The following is a 24,883-nucleotide window of genomic DNA, read 5'->3' as shown; positions in this document are numbered from 1 at the left end:
ATTCTTATCAAAACCAAATGAGTATAAGCATTTTAATGTTTATTAATTAAACTTATACTTTTAGGTTGATTATGAAAGCTATTTATTTTACTGTTATTCTTTTACTATCTTGAGTGGTGCATATACCTGTAATTCATCAGTAATTTTTACCAGATATATCCCTTTACTTAACTGCTCAACATTAACACTTGCGGTACCTCCTTGTATATTTTCTGTTTGAATTATTTGTCCAGTCACATTAATAATATCAACTTTTGCAGATTTTGAATCAGGAATATTGATATTTAATACATTAGAAACCGGATTAGGGTACGTAGTAAATTCTTGTTGCGTAGTACTATTGTTTCCTTTACTCTCAGCAACGGTAGAAAATGTCCAATGCTGATTTTGATTTGCATTATTAGAGGTCCATAGATATAGATTTTGTCCATCAACTCCATTTCTTCCTCCATCTAGTGAATAACCAGGACTATTTCTTTTTTCTAAACGATAACTTCCGCCGCCCACATCTACTTTTCTCCAATGCTGATTATAGTTGTTCTCGCCACAATCCCATAAATATACATTTTGTCCATTAGCTCCTCCATTATTCCCGTCAATACAATGGTTAGTACCACTTTTTTGGTACGAATAATATCCATTTCCACGGTCAATCTCGTTCCATTGTTGATTTACATTATTGGTATTTGCCGACCATAAAAATATATTTTGTCTATTTGATCCTCCCCAATTTCCATCAATTGCGAATGTCGAAGCATTCCGTTTTTTCATATGCACCACTGTCGTGGTTGGTATAGTTGGATTATTTGTGTCTGTAAGAGGGTTGTAAAGATTTCCACTCATTGTATACATATATAATACTCTTAAAGTAGCTGCAAAATATGCAGTCGATGTTTGATTTTTTAAGGTAGTATATGCAGTATTAACTTCATTTTGATTAGTAGAAGATAATATTGATGAAGCAAATGAACCCGTAAATACCGGATCCTGATAATTACCTATTACCGTACCATCTTGTTTGTAGCCTGCTTTGATCTGTGCGATTCCACCTTTGCTATTTACAAAGTTTCTACATTTTGTAGTATAGCTGGCAGCGTCAGAATCACCATACCATACATAATCCGTTGCGATTCTCCATGGAGTTCTGGCAGCATCATAATAGAATGTTTGACCAGATTCATATGCCCAGTCAACAATATCAGAATAAGTACCATTTGCTTTACACCAATCAGATACCAAACAATCTACTGCATTGTTTACAGATAGATTAGCATTTAGTATCTCATAACTTTTATCAGCTACATTATTCCAAAACGCCTGATCATTGGTAAACTCTCCGTATACTCTAAAATATCCGGGAGCGAAGTAGGAGGGATTGGTATTTTGCGAACCTCCCCAGGCATCGCCTGGTTTAAGAACATAAGATCCGGATTCGACTTCATGTTGTTTTATCGCTGCGATTAATTGTTTTGCATCCGTGTGATAATCATAGGTATCATCATTACCAAAACGGTTTCCTGCAATGATAAGTGCTATGGCAACATCAATTTCTGCATCTGTAGCACCATTTTGTCCGTTGACAGTATTACATCCCTGAATTTTCCAATTCATCACGCCATTCCCATTAGAATTGGTTTGATAGTATAACCACAATCCATCAAATAGCTCTTTATCATTGGCATAAGCAGACAATAGCATCCCATAAGCAATACCTTCGGATACTGTAAATTCTGGTTGATCAAATTTAACACGGGCACTGCCATTAGAACAATTGGTATCTACAAATGTGGATTTCCAAGTAGTATATGCGTTTTGCATATCGGTTGAACCTACATTATTTGGCATAGTACCGTATGCATACGTTTTATTCAGATAATTGATATCTGAATTCTGAGCTTTCACAAAAGGGAAAGTTAATAGGGCTAAGAATAGAGTAAGACTGATTTTCATTTGTTATAATTTTGTTGGTTAAAAAGGTTTTTATATTTGCTATGAATATGTATTAATCTTTTACAATTTTTGTAATCGATGTAGTTCCATTATTATTAATTTTCACTAAATAAACCCCTGTTTCGAGATGTTCCAGATTTACAGATGTTGTTCCTTTTTTTAATTCTGAATAAATTTGTTGTCCAGCCATATTTGCTATATGTATCCATGCAGATTCAGACTCTGGGATATTAACGGTAAGTAGATCAGAAACTAAGGTTGGGTAGATGTCGATTTTATTTAAGGCTTTTACATCTGCATCTGCATTTTTATTTGCGTTATCAAACCTCCAGTGTTGATTTTGATTGCTACTACCAGAACTCCATAAATACACATTTTGATCAATGTCACCACCATTACCACCATCTAAAGAGTAGTTTGTACCACGTTTTTGTAATCGATAATGTCTGGCTCCTGCATCTATTTTTTGCCAGTGCTGACCATAGTCTGAAGCATTACAAGGCTGTAATGTAACGTCTTGACCATTAGCTCCACCAGCACCACCATCCAAGCAAACATTAGTATTGTATTTTTGATATGAATAATAGCCCCCTCCGCGATCAATTTCTGTCCAGGTTAGATTGTTATGCTGTACATTCGTATATAATTCTACACTTCTACCTGCAACTGCTCCGCTACCACCATCAATAGCAAAACCAGTAGCATTTCTTTTAACTAATTGAAAATTAACACCGTTTGTAGTAGTGTTATTTTCAGAAATTTTAATGTTTGATATAGTATATACTTCTCCAGGGTAGCTCGTATATGCCTGAATGACAATTTCTATAGTATCTCCATTAATATCAGATACCTCCAGGCTTTTTGTAGTAAAAGAATCTGTATGTGTAGCGATTGTTCTTAGGGCACCACCATCTACTTTATAATATACATTTATATAGTCTTCAGTTTCCATATTACCTTCTCCTTTGATATCTAACGTAATATCAACGCTATCTACACAAGAGATATCGATAGCACCAGAACTATAATTTACCGTGTTATCAGACACTGTGAAATTATTTGTTATCCATGGTAATTCGCAACCAGATGGAGGAGTAATAGTACCATCAGAGGGATCCACGATATCATATCCGTTTGGACCATTCCATAGAGTCAAATCGTCGTATGTGAGTGTTCTGGTTTCTCCATCCAGATATCCATCAAAATAATGTCTGTCAGAATCATATGTTTGTTCATAACCGGGAACATTACGATAATTATACATACCCCAGGAACCCGGTGTTGAATACGAATTATTAATCTGACCGTTAGCATCCATTTCACCCCAGCCCATATTTTGACCTGATATATCTAATTTCAGATCTCCATCGGCCCAAATCTGAACAATACCACCATTACTGCTTAATTTAACATGAATGATAATGTCTACAAATCTGTTTCGTGGAAAACCAGGGTAGACAAGAAAATTGGATTTTCCCGCAGAGCCTCCACCATTTCTGTGATACCAAGTCAATGCACCACCATTACGACCATCGAACTTAAGCATCGCATAATGGTTAGCACCTGTTTCATCAAAACCCCAAATCTGCATAAATGACATATCATTATTCGTGTTGGTAGCAAAAACATCGTCATGAACTTTAACCTTAAAACCTGTCCAAAATTCCTGCCTGAATTCATATGCATTGTCATCAGCTCTGAATTCTGTTTTCTTAGAAGACGTGCCAGTGCCTGTGTAATCACTTGGTTTCCATGTGCATTCAAGAGCCCCATCTTTAAAGGTCATCCTGTTTAGATTCGTTGACTCAAAGGGGCCAAGTTTCCCATCATTAAAATCGTGTGATACAATTGATTGAGCATTTATTATACCGCATATTCCTAATAAAAAGGGTATTGTAATTTTAAACAGCAGTTGTTTTCGTTTCATTGTATTGTTTGGATTAGTGTTATTTCAAAAAAAAGTAAATTCTTTATTACCTAATTGATAGATAAAAATTGGTCAACCAACTACCTAAAATATGTGATTGGAACCTAAAGTTGTCTATAATTTTAGAATCCGTAAGTAGATTTTTAGAATTCGATAGTGAACTCTAATTTTAATATTAAACAAAAAATATATGTTTAAAATTATAACAAAAAAATTATTAAATAGTTAAAATTAAGGTCTAATTACTACTGTATTCACACCAAATTTATAAGTATTAAACTGATTACTAGAAGATTGATAGATAGAGTCAATTACCAGAAATAGAAGCTGTTTCAGAATGATAAAATATATGTTTGTAGTGTTTTTTAATAGGTATTGTATGTGTTGATTGTTATAATTTGATGTTAAAAATTAAAATGATTTCTAAAAAAAACTGTAAGTTAAGTATTTGATTATTAAGTGAAAGCTTTAGTGTTTATAATAAATTAGTTGATATGAGATTGAGATATATTGTGGTATTCGTATGTAGTGTGTTGATTGTGATGAGTTGTACTAGTTCTAAGGATATTATTTCTTCACAGGCATTTAAAAATACGGATGCGCTTATTTTACAGCAAAATTTTATAATAGATTCTGATATGGCATATCCTGTGGCATCATCTGGATTACAATCATTGAGTAATACAAATTTGATACTACAAGGGAGTACAGTCAATCAATTCAATTTAATAGGTAATGATAACCATTTTAAAGTTATTGGTGATAGTATATCAGTATACTTACCATATTACGGAGAACAGCAAATGGGTGGGTTGCCATATAACAATAATAATGTAAGTATTCAATTTGATGGCATTCCCAATAGTTTTGAAATCAGTGATGTGGATACTAAAGGTGTACGCGTCTTAAAATTTAATTTTCGTAATGCTATGGAATCTTACAAAGCCAGAATTCAGATTTATCCCAGAGGAACGGCTTCGATTATGATTAATTCAAGTCATCGAACACCGATTCGTTATAGAGGAATTGTAAAAGCAATAGAAACTAAAGAAGAAGGTGTAGCATCCAATTAATTGGATGCAGTAAAATATTCTATTTTACATAATATAAATTATAGTACAAATGTATTTATTGAAGCAAATTGACGGATGCTTGCATTTTACATAATTGCAGATATAGCCAACACGTCAGTGTTTTATATCGATAGTAATTATGTAAAAGCCAATTTTTTGCGGTTAATAGTCAAATCAGTAGCTATAATGTAATACTATGTAAAATATCCCAGAATAATTCTATTTCATAGTAATCGTAGCTACTTGGGTCATTAATATTTCTTTTGTGGCGTTTATGATTAAACCTCACATTATTATTTGTAGCTATAATTTGCCGTTATGTAAAATTGCCGCGCCCAACCGCTTTATTGTTTTGTAGATAAAAATGCTCAATGCATTTTTATCTACACACAATTTGCCAACGCTTGTCCACACCAAAAAAAGCAAACACTTTTAGGTGTTTTATAAATCGCGTATTCGATAAAACATATGTGAAAAAAGTTTTAATGTGATTCTCGTAAAGGTTTCCACATAAGCATAAAATTACTCTAACGAGATAATTTCTATACTGGAGTTCTATTTTACATAATAATTTCAGTATTTAAAATTTCAATCAAACGAGTTTATAATTAAAATAGTAAATTTGATATGAATATTGATATCTTTCTTTTAGTTTTGTAGTATATTTAAATAGTTAGTGGGACAAATTGATCACATAAAGAAAATTGCACGATATGGTTTAGAAAATGATCGTGAAAGCTTACTAAAATCTTTGAATGAATTCATTGAATTCTTCAGGGAAAGTAAGAAAGTCAACCTTGCCCTTCAATTACAGTCATTGTTAAAGGAATCAAATCGAAACAGTGGCAACCTAACAAAAGTTGGTTCTGACCACTATTTCAACCAGCAAAATGAAAGAGAAACTAATGATCTCTTTATTGATAAACTAAAGTCTGATTATAGATTAGGAAATTTAGTTATTGATCCTGAAGTAAAAAACGAACTAATTTACTTTATTAAAGAAAATAATTCTATTGATCTTTTACAGAAGTTTGAATTACCTGTTTCTAACAAACTTTTATTACATGGTCCTTCGGGTTGTGGTAAAACTCTGGCATCATATGTTATTGCTGGGGAATTAAATAAAACCATGTATGTTGTTAATTTAGGCGCTATAGTTTCTTCTAAACTTGGTGAAACTAGTAAGAATCTGACAAAGGTTTTTAAGAAAGCAGCTCTGGAGGATAGTATTATTTTTATTGATGAATTTGATTCTTTAGGTAAAATAAGAGATTATAATCAAGATCATGGTGAGATGAAACGTGTTGTGAATACAATTCTTCAGCTTTTTGATTATCTACCTCAATCATCTATTGTTATAGCTGCAACTAATCAAGAAAATATGATTGATGAAGCTTTGCTTAGACGATTTGATGTGAATTTGGAGTTTTCACTACCTAATAAATCACAAATTGAAGAATTAATACAATTAACTCTTAAGAAAGGGGATTTCAAAATCCCTTCTAAAACTGCTTTAAATAAGATCATTAGACAATGTGAGACATTAAGTTATTATAGTATTCAGAAAACTTTAATTAATGCAATTAAGCGGACACTCTTCAAGCAATTAGACGATAAAAAATTAGAACATAAAATTAATATTTCTGTCTGGTCTGAATTAATTGAGCTTGAGAAAAAGGCATTGAAAAAGTAGTTAATTCTCTGCATCTAAATCTAAATCAGCACCTATTTCTACTTCACTTATTACGGTTAAATTATTGATTTCAAGCATTTCATTGTAGAGGTTGTTTTCAGTATTGTTTTTCAACTCTTCTGTAATGCGAATTACTAATGAAAAAGAATGTTTATTATTTTCTAGATATTGTTTCAAATTTTCATCAATATTATCTTTAGATAAACATCGTACTGCTATAGCCATTTGACCATTTAAAGAAACAATATCCTTGGGTTGAAGTCTGTATTCCTTACTTTGAGCATTTGAGAAAAGAATATTTTCCTTACCAAAATGATCTTCACTCCATGAAAATCCATTTTTTGCTACCGTTTCACTTGCCTTTTTTGTCGCAATTTCTTTTATCGGTAGATTTTTCATCAAATTAAAAGACATGTGCAATGGTAAATAACTCAAATGATTACCTTTATCAGGATACGAACTATAAGCAATTGATATTTCAAATATTAATTTGTTCTCAGCAATTTTGAGATATTCAGGCAAAAAAATTGGGAAAGAAACAACTTCAAGCAATTTAATTTGATCCTCAACCACCATCGTGATTGATTTATTATCAGAAAATAATGCTTGATTTCTATTTGGAATACCAAACCCTATTAGCTTTCTCAATAGCTCTCCTTTATTTTTAAAATGTGGTAATTCCTTAGGTTTATAATAATTAGCGTTATTAATTAACAAGGCTTTTATTGATTGAACATCTAAATTAGGGTACATTCCCTCTATTTCTGCTGCAATCGAAGTAATTAAAGGAGTGGAAAGGCTCGTGCCTGCTGCTCTTCTAAAATAGTTATCTACAGGACTTGCAATAACTTCAATACCAGATTGCTCATTTAAAAGATCACCTCCATCAAACACTAGATCGGGCTTGTTTAAATGTTTGTTCTTTTGATTTTGATTAAAATCTGTAGAATTTACTTTTTGCTCATAATCAAAATGAAACTTACGTGTATAATATGCAGGATAAATATTGGCAGGTGTAATATCTGAATTTTCATCGTCTTCTATATTACCTGCGAGTGCTCCAATTGATAAATTATTTAGTGATTCTGAAGGAGTGCTAATGTTTGTGTTTTCACAATTATGAACGGGAGAAGTAGAATTTAAATTATAATAGAATTCTGGATAAGAATGGTCATTATGAAAATCAGTAGTCAATAGTTCTCTTAATGAAATAGAATCAAAATTTCCTACCGAAATAAAAATCAAAATACCAAGTTCATGAGAAAGGTGATCAAGTTCATATGCAAACTCTGAAAAGGCCTCATTATATTTTTTAGGATAAAAGACCAATGACATATTAAAAATACGAATACCATGATCTTTATTTGCAGTTCTTATTGCTTGTAGTAACATCGGAAAATTAATTCCTCCATTATTATTATGAAGTACTTTAATAGGTAAAACTTTACATTTAGCTAAATAAGAATCTTGCACTGAAGATGGTAATTCTTGTCCAAATATCGCTAAACCAGCCACCAGAGTGCCATGACCAGAATGATCAGCGTCGGTTTCTCCAGTTATGTTGATTCCATCGTCAACAATTAAATTATTAAAAGGGTCAATTTTATTTACACCAGTATCAATAATTCCGACAGTAGAAAGGTTTTCTGGAATTCTTACTTCAAAACCATATTCCATTCTTAGTGTACCTAACATTCCAGGTCTAACATTTAGTGCTCTAGAGCTAGTAATACTTTGTATAATATCAAAATTTTGTTCAATGTTAATTACAATTTCATTGCTTGCATGATTTAAATAAAAGAGATCTTCATTATTGTTAGTTGAAAACGACAAATCAGCATCTTTAAGAAATTGCTTTAATCTTTCTTTTTGAAGATTGGCAATTTCAATTGATGCTGATTGAATAATAGAAAGAATAATACCTTCCTCTTTATCTGTTTTTGCTCTCTTATCAATAAAACTAAACTTATAGATAGTAGCGACTATGTTATAATCTTCACCTGAATAAGGCACATCCTCATCTAGACTGATTATGAATTCAATATCAGCTTTAAAGGCATCAAATAAATTATTATCAACAACCTCGAAAACAACTGTACGATTAAAATCACTGTAAGAAACTGGTAATAAACCGTATTTCTGGAAGAATTTATTTTTTAAATTTTTGTTGAAAATTGGAAAGAACCGAATCTCAATTAAATCAATATATGTAGGGAATTCAATGGTTCTATTAGCGTATCTACTCTCATATGTTTGAGTAAAGTCTATGTAATAATTTCGAAGATTGACTACTTGAAATTCTTTTATTGTTAGTTCTTCTGGCTCTTCTTCAGTTACTTTTGGAGTAAATCCTCTCTTACGATTAAAGCCAATTTGTTGATTTTTTTTGTTATTGAGATATACGTGTTTGTTATTCATTCACTACTATTATTGAACAATTATAGGTCATTAAATCATCTGGTATCTTTGATCCTTAACCCTGAGCTTTTCAAATATAAAAATTATATCCCATAATCATTTATGGAAAACCCTTACTTTTGAATAATAATTAAGGGAATTATTCCCATTCCACACACATTCCCCTACTCTCCTATCGTCGCTTCGGAAAATAAGTGTTCCATTACCTTTTTTAAAGAGGCTTTTCGTTAGAAAACTTTTAAAGAAAATGTAGAAGTAATAAACTTTGCTTTTGACCAAAGCAAAGTGACATAACGCAAGTACATTATAGTACAAATGTATATTGTAGCAAATTGGGGGATGCTTGCATTTTACATAATTGCAGATATAACCAATACGCTTATGTAAAAGTTAATTTGCGACACGCCTGCCACATTAGTAGCTATAATTTGCCATTATGTAAAACAAGATTAAGTTATTACCTGCCTATTTTTTTATGATTTTAAATGATTCGATCTTTTGATTGTTTTGTGTGATTTTTAATATATAAATACCACTTGTGTACTTCTCTAAATTAAGAACCGTACTATTACTATTAATTGTATGCGTTTCTATCATTTTACCCTGTATATCATATAAAGAATAAAGTGAGGGAGTAAGTCCTTCTTCCGAATTAATCGTTATAATATCTGAACTAGGATTTGGATAAACTAAAATATTATTATTCGTAGAGTTTGTATTTGTAATACTTAGAGTATTAGAGTTATCTTGAGTAACTAATAATTGCGGATATGGATTTGAAGGCTCATCTAAAATGATTAACGGATTTCCATCTACTACCTCAATCATTAATTTATTTAAACTAGAATCGGTTGTAAATTCATTATTAATTAAAAAGCCTCTATTTATATTTGAAATATCTATTGTGTTATCGATTTTGTTATTGGATAAATAATACTGTCCATTATTTCTATCAACATCAAAAGGCATAGCATCATTAAAATTGCAACCTTCGGCATATATAGTATGGTTAAAAAACAGTGTTGAAGTTGTATTGTTTGAAAAATCGCAGCTATAGTAGCTCATAGGCGCTCCACCTGTTTGTATATATTCTCCATATGTATTTGTAAATATAGAGTTCGCGCAGTACAAGGCATTTGAATTTCTTGTGTGCATTGCTACTTCATTACCATCAAAATTACAATCAATCCAAGCATCTAAATTATTTGGTCTTTGGGCTTGCATATCTACACCGATATTACAATTTATAAATTGACATTGGTAAAATACCGTTTTATCTATATATGTCATTGTAGACCATTCTCCCGAAGTTCCACCTGGTCTAGGTTGAGCATTCTGATAAAATCCTTTATTACAGTCAACAAAATTTAAATTGTATAAGAAATTATTGTCAAATCCATAAAATGAATCTAAATGAATGCCGTTTGTTTGGTTTCTAAAGATTAAATGTCTCCAGGCTGTATTGGTTATTTGTAAAACAGTAGTTTCGTTACCTATCGGTTGTACATATATTCCATCAGAACCTCCTTGTAATGTCATATGCGCAATTTTGTAAGAGACATTAGTTAACTGACCTACAAAAATATTGTCAGGATCAGAATTTTCGGTTATATCATCTCGACAATATATCAAAGGAAAATCATCCGTTAGACCTACAATCGCGGTTTTACCAGTTCCTTTTCCTACAATACCTTCTTTATTTTCTAAATATATAGGGCTTCCTATATAATATGTTCGATCTTCTAATTCTGCAATACCATTTGCATCTATTAATGCTTGAATAGCGGTACTCTCATCGGGCTTATCTAATCGTTCTGTTGCCCAGTTGCCTCCTGTAGGATTTGGAAGTGTTTCAAAAGTAGGTTTTGGTATAGGCCTGTATTCGGTATCTAAAATCAAGTCTCTAAGTTTTGTAGCATCTTCTCCAGTTAAAGTGCTAGAAAGATCGTTATCGTTTAATGAAGTGATATTGTTACTACTAGAATGTGCTGTAAAATCCCATACATTATTTTCTTTTATTGGTGCATCTCCCTCTATCCACATACCTAAAAAATTAGTATTTGCTCTAATCGTTGGTTGCGATTCACTAAAAATATTTTTTCTTAGCATAATGAGTTTATCAGCTTCAATATCATATTCTGCAGCCCCAGAATTAGAATATCCACTACCGTTATACATTTTTAAATTATCAATGTCTCTAAAATAAAATGCAGCATTAGCTTCTGTTCCTGTGAGATTTCCCCATAATTCTGCATCATATCCCACCAATTTATGGTTTTCTAGGTTCTCATAAAAAGTACTATTCCTACGATTAGTAAGTATATTTCTTGAAAGTTCTAAATTACCATAACTGGGTGTATCATCATTTCCTATCATAGTTACCTGGTCGTCAGATGATTGTTGAAATATTTTGATGAATATATTGTTTCTAAAATATCCTGATTCAGAACAATTAAATGAGGTTGTAACTCTAGATATATCTGTAAATAAATTGTTTTCTAAAGCACCATTGTTAAGTACTAATTCACTATAATAAATGGAACTAAAGGTGCTGTTTGTTATTGGGTCACCACTTTCAAAAATTATTTTATTTATAGTGTTTTCTATGAGCCCATCATAATTTTCTAGGTGTACATTGGTCGATCCTTTTCTTATAGTGATATTTCCTCCGGTATAGGTGCCTCTTTGATTTAAATTTCCATAAAAACTTTGATTGCTAGTCATAATTATATCACCAGCTGCAGAGTAGTCTCCGTCTCCTAGTCTAACAGCACCGTGAGTGTCTAGCGCGCTTTGTAAATTTGAAGCTTGCTCTTGCGGGAGAAAGAAAGCATTAAAATATGCGTTTTCGGCAGGAGTATTTTGTTCTGATGTTTGTGTAAAACCTTTAAAACAGATTATTAAGATGGTAAAGAGTGGTTTTATTTTATTCATTTTTTTAGAATTTGGAAATTTTTAGAATCTCCATTACTATTAATTAATTTGAGAATATATAGCGCAGAGCTTATATTATCTATATTGATAGTTATATTATATTTATCTAATAAACCATTTTTTACATTTTTACCAGTCTGGTCAATGAGTTGATATTTAATAATATCAATTCCATCGTAAGCTAATGAAATAGATGAATTAGCTGGGTTAGGATAAATGGAGCTATTATTCAGTGTTTCTTTAAGACTTATGTTGTTTGCCGATAGTGTATTATCTGAATTTTTAACAAGCTTTTCAGGACTTATACCTTCAAAAATATACTTACAAATTGAGTTTACAAATCGGTTTCTATAAGGTTCTAAACCATTTTCTAAGTGAATGTTATCTGAGCTTAAATAACTTTCATAATTATTATATACAAGAACATAAGGTTGCATAAAACTTTGCCCATCTTCAAAAGCAAACTCTGGAGTTCTTTCTAATATTTTAGGAATTATTAAATTATCGTTATACGGTTTACTGCCATTTTCTTCATTTTCATATGTGGTGTCATCGTAATTGCGAAATGTAATATCAAACAAAATAGGAATAAATCCTTTTGCTTCAATAGCATCTATAATATAATCTAAATCTGAATTTAATTCATCTATATTTTCTTGTGTTAAAGATGAAAATGGTCTTGTATTCGTCACATCATTACCACCAATATGTATTGGGCAGAATGTTTGTATTGTTGTTGTGTGTGTGTATTGGTCTAAAATTTCATCAATTGTGTTTTTTAACCAATTAATTGTAGAACCACCAACTGCTTCATTATAAACCTCTACAGTTTCATCAGGGTAAGTCGTATTAATTTTTTCGGTTATAGTGCTATAAGCATTAACAGAAAATACGGCATTAGTTATCGAAGCTCCAAAAGCTATAAATCTTGTGGAATCATAATTATCTTGATTTGTTTGTGTAAAACTTTTAAAACTGATTATAAGGATTATAAAAAAAATAAAAATTTGTTTCATTTTAACAAATATAATTTATTTTACTTAACTGAAATTTTTTATCAAAAAGTTCAGTTTTGTATTTTACTATATATTAACACATTACACTCCCCTCCTGCCGCCGGCTTGCATAAATCAGTGTTCTATTACCTTTTTTAAAGAAGCTTTTCGTTAGAAAACTTTTAAAAATAAACTATAGAACTGGTAAACTTTGCCTTTCCCCAAGCAAAGTGACATAACGCAAGTACATTATAATACTTTTAATATTATAATCAGTCATTATATAAAATTTCTTTGTAAACCTTTAAATATGAAGTTTTATTATGATGAATAACTTTTTAACGATCACAGATTGTTTTCATAATCCATACTTTGGTTTAATACGCGAACAATTAAAATATCAATATCTGTAGCCAAATAAAATTGCTTTTTGTTTAATATAAGATCTTAATTTAATAATACAATCTAAAATCAAGTAGTTTACAGACTTTGTAATACCTTTGATGCAACTCTTCTACCACATCTAGCATATTATCATCTTCTTTAAATAAGTTAAAGAATGCAATATCAAGATTTGAGCTAGTGATTCCATTTAATTCATTACCATATCCAGAAACACCTTTTGCACCTGTGATATCCAAAAAAAGTTGTGCCTCTTCTTCGTCTAAATCCAGCACTTTTGCATTAGAAAAATGTAAAATCTTTCCTTTTAATTTCCCTTCAAAAATTTCTGCAATTTCTTGTAGACTGTAGTAATAATTATTTAAACAAATGCTATTTGCTTCACCTGTTATAATAAAGTAGATAATTTCATAGTCTTTAAAATTATGATCATCTAAGACCAATGTATTTAAACTAGTTTCTAAACCTTCAATAGTATCGCAGGTTTTATAAATACTGGCTACGCCATATTGAGAGGTCAATTGTTCTAATTTTTTTTGCGCCTCAGTAATCTCATTCGTTTCAATATCATGAACTGCTTCTAGACAGTAAATGAAATAATCTGTATCTATACATTCTTCTTGTGGTAATTGCTGTCTTTTCTTTAACAAAATTGAGGGTTTATGCGAAATATCGATAATGCAAAAATAATATAACTCTTTTACTTTTTTTGGGGATTTCATGTAAAATGTATAGAAACAATATTTGATGCTTTCTACATACAAAGTTGGTCTTTAGCTTAAGATGTCAATATTATTATAAATACTATTGTCCCACTATGTAGAGGATAAGGCCAGGCATATTAGAATGTATGTTGATAATTTTGTTGATACAGTACAAGAACATATTCAATACCTATCATTGTAATATATTAGAAACAAATAAGGCAGAAACTTTAAGTTTCTGCCTTATATATTATAAAGATTGCTAACGATTACTTAATACATCACATTAAATAAATTTATAATTCGATGATAGTAAGTTCTGAATTAGCTACAACAGATTGAGTAAAAGTCGTATTGTAAACACGATTAACCTCGTCCCATACATCACCTAAAACAGCATCTCCAAAATCACCCCATACACTAATAATTGAAGCATTAGCATATGTGAATTTTTCAAATGTACCGGCTTCTTCTGCATCAAACTTTATGTTTGAATTACCATGTCCATCAGAAAGATATAGACCGTTATTTCCTTTAAAAGAAATTGTTCCATCTTTCCAGGTAACCATGGTAAACGTTTCCCAAGTACCCACTTCTGTTCTGTTTGAAAGTGTTACATTTTCACCATTTTCTGAACTTAAATAAGTATCTCTACGAATAGATTTTATTGCCACTGATTTCTCAGATACTACATTTGGATCTGGTATTGGTAATTCAATGATATCAAAATCCCAATAAACACCGTCTGTATTAAAAACTACATCTGTATCACTACCATTTAATGTAGATTCCCCATCCCAAACACTAGTAATTGTGCTACCATTATAAATGAATTTTTCAAATGTACCAGCTACTTCTTTTTCAAACTGAATGTTCAAATCGCCATGTCCATCAGAAAGAAATAATCCGTTATTTCCTTTAAAAGAAATTGTTCCATCCCCCCAGGTAACCATGGTGATTGTTTCCCAAGGACCAACTTCTTGTCTATTACAGGTTACATTACCGCCATTTTCTGAACTGATGTAAGTGCCATTACGAGTAGAATACAATGCAACTAATTTTTCTGATACTATATCTTCTCCTAAATTGATTATAGTAAAATCTCTGTAGACACCTCCATTATCGATATTAAAATTTACATCGGTATCACTACCATTTAAATAAGAAAAGTTGACCCCATCTTCTTCTCCGGCTCTAATAATACCTACTCCTTCTCCTGTTCCGCCTACTGTTTGAAATTTTTCCCATAATCCGGCTTCTGCTCTATCAAACTTTATATTGGTTGCACCATTTTCATCAGAAAGAAATAATCCATTATTCCCTTTAAAAGAAATGGTTCCATCCTCCCAGGTAATCATAGTGATTGTTTCCCAAGGACCAATTTCTTGTCTATTACAGGTTACATTACCACCATTTTCTGAACTTATATAAGTGCCGTTACGGGTGGAATATAGTGCAACTAATTTTGTAGAGACTGCTTCTTTAGAAATCGTATCGAGCAGAAGATTTTCACTTTTTTCTAATAGGTTCACTTCCTGATCTGATTCATCAATAGATTCATTTTCACAAGAAATAAAAACTGTACTGATCAGCATAACGAGTACACTGAAAATTGAAATTTTTAAATAATTTTTCATTTTGAATAGGTTTTAATAGTTTATAAATTTTTGTGCGTATTTATATACGTGGTAAAGATCCTGAAAAAAGAATGAATCCTCTTTAAAAAATAAGTTAATAAAAGTTAATAATGTATTATCAATGTTAATAATAGTTAAAAAAAAAGGATAAAAAAGATAATTAGGCTTAAAAAAAAGAATTTATGGAAAATCAATAAATTATAAAAATAGTCCAGATTTCATATTATATTAGAAATATATATACTAGAACTGATACCAATGTTGAAGAAATTATTTTGACTACACTATATGATTTTAATAAAAGTTTATGTTCACTATTACCACATAAGCAAACAATAGCACCAATAGAGCTAATGATTGCTTTTTTGTTTTTAGACTTTTGAGATAATCAAATTTTAATTAAAACTAAAAATATGAATTTAAAAGATAGAGTAATCGTTATTACTGGAGCATCAAGTGGAATTGGAGAAGCAACTGCTAAAAAAATTGCAAAGGAAGGGGCTAAAGTTGTTTTAATGGCAAGAAGTGAAGATAAACTAGTCACGCTAAAAAATGAAATAGAAAAAGATGGAGGAAAAGCACTTGTAGTTGCAGGTGATGTAACTAAGAAAAAGGATTTTGAAAACGTTGTTGAAAAAACGGTAGATACCTTCGGAAAAGTTGACGGTTTGGTTAATAATGCAGGCTTAATGCCACTATCTTTTATCAACAAGCTTAAAACGGATGAATGGGATAAAATGGTAGATGTCAATATTAAAGGTGTGCTTAATGGAGTATCGTCTGTTTTACCACACTTAATTGACAATAAAGGTGGTGATATTATTAATATTTCATCCATGGCAGCGAATCGTTATTTCCCAGGTGGAGCAGTATATTGTGCTACTAAATCTGCTGTAAAAATGTTTTCTGAAGGCTTAAGACAAGAACTTGCACCAGAATATGGAATAAACGTAACATCGATTGAGCCGGGCGCTGTGGCAACAAATTTAACCAGTACGGTTACGGACGAAGATATTAAAGATAAAATGTCAGAAATGTTAGAAATGAACACATTGGAGTCTGAAGATATAGCAAATGCAATTTACTATACTCTCACACAACCTAAACGGGTAAATATTAACGACATTTATATTGTACCTACAGAGCAAAAATAAGTGCTCAATCTTAATAGCGTATTGGGTAATATAGTATTAAAATAAAACATATGGAAACCGTAACAGATATAAAAATGATTGAAACTACAAATCCTGCTACAGGAAAAAAAATATCATCATATAAGTACATGACAGATGACCAGGTAGATACAATTATAAACGACTCACATGAAGCTTTTTTAAATTGGAAAATAAAATCCTATGAAGAACGTGGGAACATAATTAAAGCTATTGGAAATGAACTTCAGAACTACAAAAACGAATTATCTCAACTCATGACAGATGAAATGGGTAAACTTTTAGAACAAAGTAACCAAGAGGTAGATTTATGTTCTGGTATTTGTGAGTATTCTGCTGATAATGCCGCAGAATTTCTTAAGAACGAAGAAAGAGAATTAACTGATGGTGGTAAAGGAATAGTTACCTACTCACCTATAGGGATAATTTATGGAATTCAGCCCTGGAATTATCCATCTTATCAAGTGATACGTTATGCTATTGTAAACTTAATGGCAGGAAACAGTGTATTACTTAAACACGCATCTAATGTAACAGGTACAGCACTATTATTAGAAACTATTTTTGAAACTGCAGGCTTACCAAAAGGTTTATTTAAGGTTTTAGTGATTGAACATGATCAATCTGATACCATCATTAAGCATACGTATGTAAGAGGAATTACATTGACAGGAAGCTCAGGAGCAGGAAAAAAAATTGGACAGAAAGCAACTGCAGAACTTAAAAAGTCAGTGTTAGAACTTGGTAGTAACGATGCCTACATTATTTTGGATGATGCAGATTTAGAGGTTGCTGTAAAAATGTGTGTTAAAGGAAGAATATATAACAATGGTGAAACCTGTATTGCAGCCAAGCGTTTTATAGCCGTTGACAGTATTTATGAAGAGTTTAGAGATGCCTTTGTAAAGGCCATGAAAGACTTAAAAGTTGGCGATCCATCAAAAGAAGATTCTGAAATGGGTCCGATGGCCAGAAAGGATTTAAGGGAAACGTTACACGAACAAGTTGAAAAAAGTGTCTCTAAGGGTGCAAAAATTCTTTGTGGAGGAGAAATTCCAAGCGGAGAAGGATATTATTACCCTGCCACTGTTTTAGAAAATGTAAATACAGGACAACCAGCGTATGATGATGAGCTTTTTGGACCAGTTGCAGCATTAATAAGAGCAAAAGATGAGGATGATGCCATGCGTATTGCTAATGACAGTCGATTTGGACTTGGTGGAGGAATTTTTTCTACAGACATAGAACGTGCTACCAAACTTGCCGAAAATCATTTTGATACAGGAATGGTGTTTATTAATTCATTTGGATTAGCAGAACCTTCTATGCCTTTTGGAGGGGTTAAAGATTCTGGATTTGGAAGAGAACACGGAGGTTTTGGTATTAAGGAATTTGTCAATGTAAAGTCAATTTTAATACCTGACGCTTAATTAAAATAGTAATATCACCTATAAAAGCATTTAATTAAAGTTAAATGCTTTTATAGGTTATTTAGTGATTCCGTATAATTGTTATCGGTGTTATTATCTATACTAGTAAAGTCAAAAAGGTATATCGATAAGGAAGAGGATAATACTCTCTTTTTTATTTTGAAGTATATTCTTAAGGTTTACTAAATACGAATAAAAGAATCCAGGAATTGCTATAAAACCTCTTTAATAATCCCATTATATCATTTCTACTTCGCTCCTATTATCCATGCGGACAGAGCGTATTACATCATAATTTTAAAGTACTGTTTGTGATGATATAGAAAAAATTATTTGAGTAATAGTGATGATACCTAAAAAGCTTCAGCTATACCAAAATAAAAACCATTAGTACCCTCGCCAAAACCAACATCAAAACGAAGGTTAAGGTTTTCTACTTTATCAAGATTAAATCGAGCTCCAACTCCATAATTAGGTTTCAGGTTTTTAAACTGGAATTCACTTACATTATTATATACATCACCAGTGCCCAAAAAACCAACTACCCCCCATCTGGAGTTATTAAAATTCTTTCTGTACTCTGTCTGAATAGCGAGCAGATCACGATCTACATATCTACCTTCTTGATAGCCTCGCATTATTTCGCTCCCACCAAAAAAAGAATATTCTGAAAACGGAAGGTCTCCGCGTGAAAATTGCGCATAGAATTGAAATGCTAAGACATCTATATTTTTCTTAGAAACTTCGTAATAATGTCTTAAATCTAAACGTGTTAAATTAAATTCATTGGTACCACCCAAAACTTTACCATATTTGCCATGGGTAAATTCGAAATACCATCCGTCTTGTGCATTGAGGAGACTACTTCTGCTATCATAAAGCGTAGCTACCTCTACACCTACTGATGTAGAACCATCGAATCCATTAGGTTGATTTTGGGCAATTAAACCATCGGGATCAATTTTAGTTTTAAATATATGATTGTATCTAAAACCTGCTCCGATAAATAGATACTTATGAAACATTTGTTTTAAGAATATGGGCTCGACAAGAAACTGATAGTAATCATATTGCTCCTCTGCACTTTTTGGTGTGTTACTACCAAGACCATAGTATAAACGTGGGTAATTTTGAAATAATAGGTTGCCTTCAATAACCCACTTCTCCTGATTCGTAAATACTTCGAATCCAGAGTACAGAAAAAATTGATTATTAAGCGTGTATTGTAACGTCATTGGCATATTAGAAACTCTTGTTTCTTCTCCACTTCCATTAAATTTAAAGAGGTACTTAGCACCCGTTCCAAACGCAAAGTTAGTTTCTGGTGAATAGGTAAAAACAGGTGCTGCAATAAACTTTTGTTTATACAACGTAGAATCGCGTTCCGCAGCTTTTTTATTAGGATAAAAAGTGAAAAATTCCTTGATTTCGTCTACAGTTTGTGCTGACATTGATATGGATGAACAGCAAATGGAAAAAAACAATAACTTCCCAAAAATCGATTTAATTTGAGTATATCTCAATATGTATGATTTTTATATACTATTCAATAAACCTAGTGGTCTTTATTATGAATAGCATCTAAATTAAGAAGGCGAAATTAGTCAAATTTAAAAACTTACCAAATGTTTTATGAAACATTAAGAGTGTCTAAAATATAGATAAACAATAGAATTATTATCATTATAGAAGCAAGTAAGAAGTGTTGTTTATTGTATTCTAACGTGCATTATATACTATACATTTAATGTCCGCAATTACATATCGTATATTTTTGAATAAAAAACTACTCGCATACAATTTTGTAACTATTTCCATTCCACAAAAATTACACTTTTCCTCATTCTTAAAAATTAAAACGGATCACTACATCTGGTGTAAGTCGCAACGACCTTTTATCAAAAGCTTGTAATATGATGTCATCTACGCCATCTGTAAATTCGAGCCCTTGATCAATTATATTCTTTCGATTATAAATATTGCGTAATGACAAACCAAACATCCCTCTCCATTTTTTTTGTTTTAACATTAAACCGATATACGACGGAAGCGTCTCAACCACATACCATAATACGATAAAAGATATTTTAATATCATAGTAATGAATACCAAAACCCCTTGGTGATGAACGCATAGCGCTGATGCAAAATTCTACTCGTTCTATCAAGTCCGCATGATTATTTGATAAATATCAATTTATTTCTTTTTAAAAATTCTAATCTTTGAATATAGAAAGTAATAAAAATGGAATCTAGAAGTATTCAAAAAGTTGGAGGTGTTTTTGCAATCCTCGAAGCATGTATATACATATCAGCATTTATCGTTTATGGAGGTCTATTGGTATATCCGGATAAAGATGCAAATACGGTTGATACTTTTACTTTTTTAGAACATAACTATATCACTTTATCTACAGTAAACTTTATCAGTTATGTATTATTTGGAATCCTGTTAGCCGTGCTTGTACTTGCACTACACGAGTATTTAAAAAGACATGCTCCAAACCTATCAAAATTAGCCTTCATATTTGGAGTTATATGGGTTGGATTAGTCATTGCTAGTGGTATGATTACTACTATAGGACTCACTTCTATACTGGAAATAGGAGTTACAAACCCAGAAAAAGCAATGCAAATCTGGTCTGTTATTAGTATTGTTGCTGAAGGGCTTGGCGGTGGAAATGAGATTGTGGGTGGCATTTGGGTATTATTGATAAGCAGTATAGCCATCCACAGAAATTTATTTTCAAAAGCTTTAAATGTTCTAGGATTACTCGTTGGGTTAGTAGGAATATTAACGGTTTATCCATTGGATATTTTTACTGAAATTTTTGGAATTAGTCAAATCATCTGGTTTTTCTGGATAGGAATCGCTTTGTTAAGAAAGCCTAAAACCTATAAACGGATTAACACTTCATAATTTCTAAAGTATTGTAACTATTCAAAGAAAGAAGAAATATTATGTAAAGAAAATAAGTAACAATAATTGGGGTATGCAATCACTTTTTAAAACATCACAAGGGAAGAAAGAAATTTTAGGTTTATATGATCAGAAATTAAAAGAACTTGCCATTGAATTTGAATATCTCAACATCAAAACTTCGTTTGGCGAAACCAATATTATTACAATAGGCGCGATATCCAGTCCACCTATTATCATTATACACGGATCCAATGGGTGTGCTCCAATTGCGCTTGAAACGTACCCTAATTTAAGTAAACATTTTAGAGTTTTTGCTATAGACGTTTTAGCACAACCTAATAAAAGTGGTGAAACACGATTGGATATGAAAGATGATTCTTATGGACAATGGATGAACGAAGTTATTGATGCCTTAAAGGTAGAAAATGTAATTCTTGTTGGTTTTTCATTTGGAGGATTGGTTGTCCTAAAAACCCTCGAATTCAATGAGCGTGTAATTAAAGAAGTGTATTTATCTGCTCCCGCGTACATCGTTAATGGAAATCCTCTGAAAGCATTATTTAAAATATTTATACCTATGAAACGGTATATAAAAACCAGGAAGCTTAGATATGTTGAAAAGTTTCTAGCAGAAGTTTTTTCTGAACGTGATGAATTCGCAATACAATATTTATCTAAAGTATTCTTGTATTTTGATATGGATTTTACATCTATTCCTGTCATTGGTGCTAGAAAAGCCAATACAATACAAACTCCGATAACTCTATTTGCCGCAAAAAATGATATTCTTTTTCCTGGAAAGAAAATGATTAAAAGAGCTAAAAGAATATTTCCTGGTTTACAAAGTGTCAAATTATTAGAAAATTCCAAACACGTTCTAAGCAAAAAGCAAAATGAATTAATTGAAAAAATCATCATAGAAAATAATACATGAGTACACATCAAATCAATCATCAACCAATCAAAATGAATAGTAACCTTAGACTCAACTCATGAAACAAAGTTTCACATATTACCTTGCACTATTAGTGATTAAACTCAAAGGTTTAAAAAAGAATTTTAGTCAAGATCCAGTACCGTATAAAACCATAAGAAAAGAAGATGTTTACCAGCCAAAAGGTAAGTCTTTTAAAGAAAATATCATTAAAAGCTTTAAAATCTCAGGTTCATCCATTACAGAAATAGGTCAAAAGAGCTCCTCTGATAAATTATTGTTGTTTATTCATGGTGGCGCTTTCATTTGTGGACCCGGACAGCATCATTGGGATACAATAAAGACGATAGCAAAAGAGACTGATTACATTATCTGGATGTGCAATTATCCCAAGGCTCCGGAACATACGATATCTAAAATCTCAGAAAACATAGATTCTATCTATAAAACGGCTTTACAGAATTATCAACCAAGTCAAATCTCATTAATAGGTGATTCTGTAGGAGGAACATTAATTACTGCTCTAACGCAACGATTAATTGCTAACAAAAAGGAAACCCCTAATATACTTATTCTTGTTTCGCCTGTAATGGATGCATCTATCTCTAATCCTGATATTGATAAAGTAGATCAAAAAGATCCTATGCTTTCTAAAGTGGGTTTACTAAGTGCCAAAAAGATGTGTGCTGAAAATGGTAATCTAAAAGATGTAATGATTTCTCCCTTGTATGGAAGTTTTGAGCAATTTCCTGATACTATTTTGTTTCTCGCAGAAAATGATATTACCTATCCGGATCAAAAGTTGATGGTAACAAAATTAAAAGAGGCAAACATACCTATGAAATTAATAGAAGGTAAAAACATGCCACATATATGGCCATTTCTTCCTGTGATGAAAGAAGCTAAAGTTGCCTTAATTACAATTATTAATTTATTAAATAATAGTAAAAAATAAAACGTGTATTCTACGCCGATTGCTTCTACTCCTCTACTCTAATCTAAGCCAAATGTTTAGTTTGCAAAGTATTTGCACGCTAGTGATTGAGCTATAAATCAAGTTTTAAGATGTTTTTTCGTAATTCTAAATCTTATCTAATACATCTTTTCTATATGATTTACCTATCGGTAATTTAACATCATTGCGAAGAATTGTTTGATTACCATCGATCAGCTTTAATTCATTAAAGTTAATAATGAATGATTTATGAATGCGAACGAAAAAATCCGGTAATTTATGTAAAAAATCAGATAACGTTTGTTGGGTTAACACCATTCTATCTGTGTAAATTTTAATATAATTGCCATAAGCTTCGACATAATTAATCTCATCAAAACTAATTTTGATAATTTTTTTATCATTTTTCACAAAAATAAATCTCTGTTTCTCTGCTTTTACAATTGATATACTTTCTGTATTTATTTCTGAGGTTTTCTGTACTTTATTTACAGCCTGTAAAAAACGCTCCAGAGAAAAAGGTTTTAATAAGTAATCTGTTACTGCAAGTTCAAATCCTTCAATAGCATATTCCGGATATGCAGTGGTGATGATTACGTCAGGTTTTTGTTGTATTGTTTTTAATAAACTTAACCCTGAAAGTTTGGGCATATTAATATCTAAAAACAAAATATCTATTGATTTTTCTTGTAAAATTTGAAGAACTTCAAAAGCATTTTTACAAGAAGCAATAATTTCTAAATTTGGTAGAGAATCAATATAATTTTCTAAGATTTGCCGTGCTATTGGCTCATCATCTGCTATGATACATCTTACTATTTTCATTTTATAAATCTACTATTAATTGCACAGTAAAGTGGTTTTCATTTTCTTCAATTGACAATTGATGTTTGTCCGGATATATTAGTAGCAAACGTTTTTTAGCATTCTGCAAGCCAATTCCCGTCTTTCCTCTTTCTAGAATTTCGTCTTTAGGTTCCAGTTTCTCAATTGTATTGCTACATCTAAATCTAATTGTGTTATCTATTTCTTGCAAAGAAATAATCACCTTACTATTTCCATCTTTTAAAGTCCCTAAATGCTTAAATGCATTTTCTACAAAAACAATTAAAAGCATAGGTGCAATGTTTTTTGATGAAAGATTTCCTGATTTAGTGAACTGAATATTTGTTTTTTCTTCTAATCTAATTTTTTCTAATGATATATAATTTTCTAAATATTTAATTTCTTTTTCTAATGGAACTAATACTTCTTTAGTATCATATAAACTGTAGCGCAACAGGTCTGATAGTTTTAACATTAAATCAGGTAGTTTATCAGATTTAACCACTGATAATCCGTATAAATTATTAAGCGTATTAAACAAAAAGTGAGGATTTAATTGTGCCTTTAATAACTTTAATTCTGCTTCTTTTTCTTGTTGTCGACGACGAAAACTATCTCGAGTAATACGCATTGTCATACCAAAAGTTATTGCCAAAAACATAGCACCAAAAAGATTAAAGAACTTATCTATTTCAAAGTCTTTTTCTATAGACTTCATAATTATAAAACAAGGAATTAATGTAAATACGACTAGGTTTAGAATAAAAAACAATACAAACCGAATATTATTTCTTCTAAAAAGTGGTAGAATAAAATAATTATTAATATAAACCGCTGGTGCTAAAAATAGAAAAATGTATAAAGCTGTTAATGGTTTATTATCAGAAGAGATGGTGCCTACCAATATCAAAA

At 31.2% G+C, this 24,883-nt stretch carries 18 protein-coding genes; 7 read left to right on the top strand and 11 right to left on the bottom strand.

Annotated elements, in window-relative coordinates:
* Positions 1-93 precede the first annotated feature (93 nt).
* Both ABD816_RS13000 and ABD816_RS12995 read right to left on the bottom strand, forming a co-directional pair.
* Positions 94-1,950 (bottom strand): glycosyl hydrolase family 8, encoded by a 1,857-nt coding sequence (locus ABD816_RS13000; RefSeq protein WP_344927989.1) that lies wholly within the window; start codon positions 1,948-1,950, stop codon positions 94-96.
* A 52-nt stretch (positions 1,951-2,002) separates the two neighbouring features.
* Positions 2,003-3,877, bottom strand: a complete 1,875-nt coding sequence (locus ABD816_RS12995) for a T9SS type A sorting domain-containing protein (protein WP_344927987.1) — start codon at positions 3,875-3,877, stop codon at positions 2,003-2,005.
* A gap of 494 nt (positions 3,878-4,371) precedes the next feature.
* Here ABD816_RS12995 and ABD816_RS12990 point away from each other — a divergent pair, with 494 nt between their 5' ends.
* Both ABD816_RS12990 and ABD816_RS12985 read left to right on the top strand, forming a co-directional pair.
* Entirely contained in the window at positions 4,372-4,950 is a 579-nt protein-coding gene (locus ABD816_RS12990) for a DUF4251 domain-containing protein (RefSeq protein ID WP_344927984.1), read from the top strand.
* A gap of 676 nt (positions 4,951-5,626) precedes the next feature.
* On the top strand, positions 5,627-6,643 hold the full coding sequence (locus ABD816_RS12985; protein ID WP_344927982.1) for an AAA family ATPase: 1,017 nt from the start codon (positions 5,627-5,629) through the stop codon (positions 6,641-6,643).
* Here ABD816_RS12985 and ABD816_RS12980 read toward each other — a convergent pair whose 3' ends face one another.
* The 5 genes from ABD816_RS12980 to ABD816_RS12960 form a co-directional block, all read right to left on the bottom strand.
* A complete protein-coding gene (locus ABD816_RS12980; RefSeq protein WP_344927980.1) occupies positions 6,644-9,061 on the bottom strand; it encodes a S8 family peptidase in 2,418 nt (805 codons plus the stop codon). It abuts the gene before it with no gap.
* A gap of 465 nt (positions 9,062-9,526) precedes the next feature.
* Positions 9,527-11,995, bottom strand: coding sequence for a T9SS type A sorting domain-containing protein (locus tag ABD816_RS12975; RefSeq protein ID WP_344927978.1), 2,469 nt, complete (start codon positions 11,993-11,995; stop codon positions 9,527-9,529).
* The gene (locus ABD816_RS12970; RefSeq protein WP_344927975.1) at positions 11,992-13,011 is read right to left on the bottom strand and encodes an SGNH/GDSL hydrolase family protein; all 1,020 of its coding nucleotides are present in this window, start codon (positions 13,009-13,011) and stop codon (positions 11,992-11,994) included. The genes ABD816_RS12975 and ABD816_RS12970 overlap by 4 nt, the downstream gene beginning before the upstream one ends.
* A gap of 431 nt (positions 13,012-13,442) precedes the next feature.
* Positions 13,443-14,042 (bottom strand): DUF6642 family protein, encoded by a 600-nt coding sequence (locus tag ABD816_RS12965; RefSeq protein ID WP_344928182.1) that lies wholly within the window; start codon positions 14,040-14,042, stop codon positions 13,443-13,445.
* Positions 14,043-14,392: 350 nt separating this feature from the next.
* On the bottom strand, positions 14,393-15,733 hold the full coding sequence (locus ABD816_RS12960; protein WP_344927973.1) for a hypothetical protein: 1,341 nt from the start codon (positions 15,731-15,733) through the stop codon (positions 14,393-14,395).
* Positions 15,734-16,146: 413 nt separating this feature from the next.
* Here ABD816_RS12960 and ABD816_RS12955 point away from each other — a divergent pair, with 413 nt between their 5' ends.
* Positions 16,147-16,887 carry an SDR family oxidoreductase gene (locus ABD816_RS12955; protein WP_344927971.1) on the top strand — a complete coding sequence of 247 codons (741 nt, stop codon included), beginning with the start codon at positions 16,147-16,149 and terminating at the stop codon, positions 16,885-16,887.
* A 50-nt stretch (positions 16,888-16,937) separates the two neighbouring features.
* Complete coding sequence (locus ABD816_RS12950) at positions 16,938-18,335, top strand: NAD-dependent succinate-semialdehyde dehydrogenase (protein ID WP_344927970.1); 1,398 nt, start codon at positions 16,938-16,940, stop codon at positions 18,333-18,335.
* 353 nt (positions 18,336-18,688) lie between these two features.
* Here ABD816_RS12950 and ABD816_RS12945 read toward each other — a convergent pair whose 3' ends face one another.
* Together ABD816_RS12945 and ABD816_RS12940 are read right to left on the bottom strand one after the other, a co-directional pair.
* Positions 18,689-19,786, bottom strand: coding sequence for a BamA/TamA family outer membrane protein (locus ABD816_RS12945; RefSeq protein ID WP_344927967.1), 1,098 nt, complete (start codon positions 19,784-19,786; stop codon positions 18,689-18,691).
* Positions 19,787-20,181: 395 nt separating this feature from the next.
* Positions 20,182-20,469 (bottom strand): hypothetical protein, encoded by a 288-nt coding sequence (locus ABD816_RS12940; RefSeq protein WP_344927965.1) that lies wholly within the window; start codon positions 20,467-20,469, stop codon positions 20,182-20,184.
* A 110-nt stretch (positions 20,470-20,579) separates the two neighbouring features.
* Between ABD816_RS12940 and ABD816_RS12935 the strand changes: the two genes are divergently transcribed.
* The 3 genes from ABD816_RS12935 (at position 20,580) to ABD816_RS12925 (ending at position 23,146) form a co-directional block, all read left to right on the top strand.
* Complete coding sequence (locus ABD816_RS12935; RefSeq protein WP_344927963.1) at positions 20,580-21,254, top strand: DUF4386 family protein; 675 nt, start codon at positions 20,580-20,582, stop codon at positions 21,252-21,254.
* A gap of 73 nt (positions 21,255-21,327) precedes the next feature.
* A complete protein-coding gene (locus tag ABD816_RS12930) occupies positions 21,328-22,191 on the top strand; it encodes an alpha/beta fold hydrolase (RefSeq protein WP_344927961.1) in 864 nt (287 codons plus the stop codon).
* A gap of 58 nt (positions 22,192-22,249) precedes the next feature.
* The gene (locus ABD816_RS12925; protein ID WP_344927959.1) at positions 22,250-23,146 is read left to right on the top strand and encodes an alpha/beta hydrolase fold domain-containing protein; all 897 of its coding nucleotides are present in this window, start codon (positions 22,250-22,252) and stop codon (positions 23,144-23,146) included.
* A gap of 126 nt (positions 23,147-23,272) precedes the next feature.
* Here the strand turns inward: ABD816_RS12925 and ABD816_RS12920 are convergent, their stop codons facing one another.
* Both ABD816_RS12920 and ABD816_RS12915 read right to left on the bottom strand, forming a co-directional pair.
* Complete coding sequence (locus ABD816_RS12920; protein WP_344927957.1) at positions 23,273-23,971, bottom strand: LytR/AlgR family response regulator transcription factor; 699 nt, start codon at positions 23,969-23,971, stop codon at positions 23,273-23,275.
* 1 nt (position 23,972) lies between these two features.
* Positions 23,973-24,689 carry a sensor histidine kinase gene (locus ABD816_RS12915; protein ID WP_344927956.1) on the bottom strand — a complete coding sequence of 239 codons (717 nt, stop codon included), beginning with the start codon at positions 24,687-24,689 and terminating at the stop codon, positions 23,973-23,975.
* Positions 24,690-24,883 lie beyond the last annotated feature (194 nt).

The sequence above is a fragment of the Aquimarina addita genome (assembly GCF_039539305.1).
GTDB lineage: Bacteria > Bacteroidota > Bacteroidia > Flavobacteriales > Flavobacteriaceae > Aquimarina > Aquimarina addita.
This window is presented reverse-complemented; position numbering and strand designations above follow the sequence as displayed.

Bases quoted from the DNA above. Each gene is read 5' to 3' on its own strand.
- ABD816_RS13000 (WP_344927989.1), bottom strand. From the start codon at position 1,950: ATGAAAATCAGTCTTACTCTATTCTTAGCCCTATTAACTTTCCCTTTT.
- ABD816_RS12995 (WP_344927987.1), bottom strand. From the start codon at position 3,877: ATGAAACGAAAACAACTGCTGTTTAAAATTACAATACCCTTTTTATTA.
- ABD816_RS12990 (WP_344927984.1), top strand. From the start codon at position 4,372: ATGAGATTGAGATATATTGTGGTATTCGTATGTAGTGTGTTGATTGTG.
- ABD816_RS12980 (WP_344927980.1), bottom strand. From the start codon at position 9,061: ATGAATAACAAACACGTATATCTCAATAACAAAAAAAATCAACAAATT.
- ABD816_RS12975 (WP_344927978.1), bottom strand. From the start codon at position 11,995: ATGAATAAAATAAAACCACTCTTTACCATCTTAATAATCTGTTTTAAA.
- ABD816_RS12970 (WP_344927975.1), bottom strand. From the start codon at position 13,011: ATGAAACAAATTTTTATTTTTTTTATAATCCTTATAATCAGTTTTAAA.
- ABD816_RS12960 (WP_344927973.1), bottom strand. From the start codon at position 15,733: ATGAAAAATTATTTAAAAATTTCAATTTTCAGTGTACTCGTTATGCTG.
- ABD816_RS12955 (WP_344927971.1), top strand. From the start codon at position 16,147: ATGAATTTAAAAGATAGAGTAATCGTTATTACTGGAGCATCAAGTGGA.
- ABD816_RS12950 (WP_344927970.1), top strand. From the start codon at position 16,938: ATGGAAACCGTAACAGATATAAAAATGATTGAAACTACAAATCCTGCT.
- ABD816_RS12945 (WP_344927967.1), bottom strand. From the start codon at position 19,786: ATGTCAGCACAAACTGTAGACGAAATCAAGGAATTTTTCACTTTTTAT.
- ABD816_RS12940 (WP_344927965.1), bottom strand. From the start codon at position 20,469: ATGCGTTCATCACCAAGGGGTTTTGGTATTCATTACTATGATATTAAA.
- ABD816_RS12935 (WP_344927963.1), top strand. From the start codon at position 20,580: ATGGAATCTAGAAGTATTCAAAAAGTTGGAGGTGTTTTTGCAATCCTC.
- ABD816_RS12930 (WP_344927961.1), top strand. From the start codon at position 21,328: ATGCAATCACTTTTTAAAACATCACAAGGGAAGAAAGAAATTTTAGGT.
- ABD816_RS12925 (WP_344927959.1), top strand. From the start codon at position 22,250: ATGAAACAAAGTTTCACATATTACCTTGCACTATTAGTGATTAAACTC.
- ABD816_RS12920 (WP_344927957.1), bottom strand. From the start codon at position 23,971: ATGAAAATAGTAAGATGTATCATAGCAGATGATGAGCCAATAGCACGG.
- ABD816_RS12915 (WP_344927956.1), bottom strand. From the start codon at position 24,689: ATGAAGTCTATAGAAAAAGACTTTGAAATAGATAAGTTCTTTAATCTT.